Source organism: uncultured Nevskia sp. (genome assembly GCF_903885465.1).
Taxonomy (GTDB): domain Bacteria; phylum Pseudomonadota; class Gammaproteobacteria; order Nevskiales; family Nevskiaceae; genus Nevskia.
Map to the genome: position 1 here is coordinate 1 of NZ_CAISIQ010000474.1, position 2,875 is coordinate 2,875.

Here is a 2,875-nt window from a genome sequence, read left to right on the forward strand (position 1 = left end):
GATGCCCTGGCCGCCGCGCATTCGGTTGGCGTGTTGCACAAGGATCTGAAGCCTTCCAATCTGCTGCTGCATGCCGGCAGCGGCACCGACAAACTGCAAGTCAAACTCTCCGATTTCGGCAGTGCCCGCCTGATCGATCGCGACCGCCTGCGCTCGCTGGACATCGCCCAGCTCGGCTTCACCCAGACCCTCGTCGACGCCAGCAGCGGCACACCGCAGTACCTGGCACCGGAACTGCTCGACGGCAGCCCGCCGACCATCCGCTCGGATGTCTACGCGCTCGGCGTGGTGCTCTATCAGCTCGTTGTCGGCGATCTGCGCCGGCCGTTATCACCAGGCTGGGAACGACGGATCGACGATCCGCTGCTGATCGAGGATATCGGCGACGCGGCCTCCGGCGATCCGCAGCAACGGCTGGCCGATGCTGCGGCCCTCGCCCTGCGCCTGCGCAGCTTGCCGGCGCGGCGCGAGACAAGAATGCGCGAACAGGCCGCCGCAGCCGAGGCTGAAAAAACGAAGGCCGCGCTCGATCGCGCCCGCGCCCGGCGCAGCTTGTGGATGGCGCTGGCAGCCGTTGCCGTGGTCGGCATGGGCCTGAGCTTCTGGCAGTTTCTCGGCGCGCGCGCCGCGGAAAGGAAAGCCACCGCGGCGGCAAGGGAATCAGCCGCCGTCACCGCGTTCATGACCGACGATCTGCTCAGCGCCGCCAACCCGGTCATCGCCGGCCGCCGCGACGTGAGCATGCGCGAGGTGCTGGACCGCGCCCAGCAGCAACTCGACCAGGAGTTCACGGATCAGCCAAGCGTGCACGCCACGCTGGCGCGGGTGATCGGTAGCGCCTATGCCGCGATGGGCGAAAGCGAGCCGGCGCTGCGGCTGCTGACCATCGCTGAAAAGGAATTGTCAGCCCAGCAAGGCGAGGCTGCCGATGAAACCCAGGCGGCGCGAACTGCCCTGCGGGAGATGTATATCAACCAGCTCGACTTTCCCAACCTGATGAAATGGTCGCAGCGGATCGCCGAAGTCGAGCAGGCGGCCGGAACACCGCATCCGGAAATCGCGGCCGACGCGGCGGGGTTGGTCGCGACCCTGCAATGCAGCGCCGGCTATTTCTCGATTTTCGCCACCCGTTGCGATCCGACCGTCGACCGCCTGTATCGCGATGCGCTGGCGCGCTTCGGCCCGGACAGTCTGGTCACGCTGCGCTTGCTGATGACTCGCGGGATTCTGCTCGGCTACAGCGAGCGTTATGCCGAAGCACTGCCCTTGCTGCAAACGGCGAATGAGGGGCTGGCGCGGATCTACGGCGAAGACAGCATGTGGATGACGCAGAGCGATGGCGTTCTGGTCAACGCGCTGCTGGGTGTCGGTCGGGCCGAGGAAGCGCTGCCCCGGATTGAGCAGCAACTCGCCCGGAAGCTGCGCATCTACGGCCCCGAGCATCGGCAGACGCTGCTCGAACGCCGCGCCCGCGCTCGTGCCAACTTCCTTCTGGGGCACCCCGACGCCGCGCTCGCCGAACAGCAGGCGTTGCTGGCCATCTGGCTCAAGAAGGGCGATGCCCTGCGACCCGTGGACTTGAACCCGCTGGTGATCAACCTTGTGGCCACGCTGGTGCAGCTAAACCGCCTGGCCGAAGCGCAGACCGTACTCCGCGAGGCGCTGGCGCGCATCGAGCCGCAGCAGAAACCGACCGGCTACGAAACCCTGCGTCTGCGCGAACAGCTGGCCCATGTCAGCGAATTGCGGAAAGACGATGCCACCGCCGAATGCCTGCTGCGGCAGAACCTTGACGAGGGCCGAGCCGCGATGACCCACGGTGAATGGCTGCTGGGCTGGGATGAGTTCCTGCTCGGCCAGTTTCTGCACGGTCGGGGAAACCTGGACGAAGCCGGCCCGTTGCTGAAATCCGGCCACGCCACCCTGCTCGCCGCCCTCGGGCCGGAAGACTCGAGAACCCGCCAGGCCGAGGCCCTGCTGAAGTAGCCCGCAGGTCGGGCTCCAACTGCGTCCTTTCACTAGCGGCACCGACCGGTGCGGCAGGTCTTTTGGCTCTCAGCGAGCTGTCTATTCCGCTTTTCTCGAACCGACCTGCGGCAAACCGTCCTCTGAAAAGCGGTAAGAGGCCTTCCAGAAATTTCACAAGCTATTGATTTATTTAATTTTGATAAAAGTGTGCAAGACATTGGAATGTCTTCAACGAGACAAGAGGATGTTTTGGGGGCCGAAGCAGAAAGTTCGTCTCGTCGCCGGGCAGCACCGGCGCCGAACCACTCGCTAAACACTCTCGCAACACTCTACCGGAGCCTCACCATGAAGACCTTCAAGACCCTCGCCGCCGCCCTCTGCCTCGCCACCGCCGCCTTCACTTCCGTCTCCGCCGAGGCCGGCATGAAGTTGAATGGCCTCATGCTCAATGGCATCAGCATCAACGGCATCAGCTTCAATGGCATGAACCTGAATGGCCTGAGCTTGAACGGCCTCGCGATGAATGGCATCAGCATCAATGGCATCAGCTTCAATGGCATCAGCATCAATGGCATGGCCTTGAACGGCCTAGCCATGAATGGCTTGAGCCTGAACGGCCTCGCAATGAATGGTTTCAAGTTGAACGGCCACATGCTGAACGGCTTCACCGTCAACGGGCTGTTCCCCAATGGACTGTTCCCTAATGGCGTCGTTTTCAACGGCACCACCACGACCGGCATTGAAGCCGGCACCATCGTCGCCGTGACGCTGCCGGAATAAATCCCGCTCAGCCTTACCCTCGAAAGCCCGTCGGTCCGCCGACGGGCTTTTTGCATGAGAAAATTTGCTTCCGCGACGCCTGAACCGACTTGCGATACTGACCCGCCCACAATCCATCGACGACGCC

Annotated in this window: 2 protein-coding genes; both read left to right on the plus strand. The window is 63.6% G+C overall.

Annotated features, from left to right (window positions below; genetic code table 11):
- Positions 1 to 1,986, plus strand: a 1,986-nt coding sequence (locus QZY06_RS18410; RefSeq protein WP_295686799.1) for a tetratricopeptide repeat-containing protein kinase family protein, incomplete at its 5' end; no start/stop codon positions are given.
- Between the two features lie 204 nt (positions 1,987 to 2,190).
- Positions 2,191 to 2,748, plus strand: coding sequence for a hypothetical protein (locus QZY06_RS18415; protein WP_295686801.1), 558 nt, complete (start codon positions 2,191 to 2,193; stop codon positions 2,746 to 2,748).
- Positions 2,749 to 2,875 lie beyond the last annotated feature (127 nt).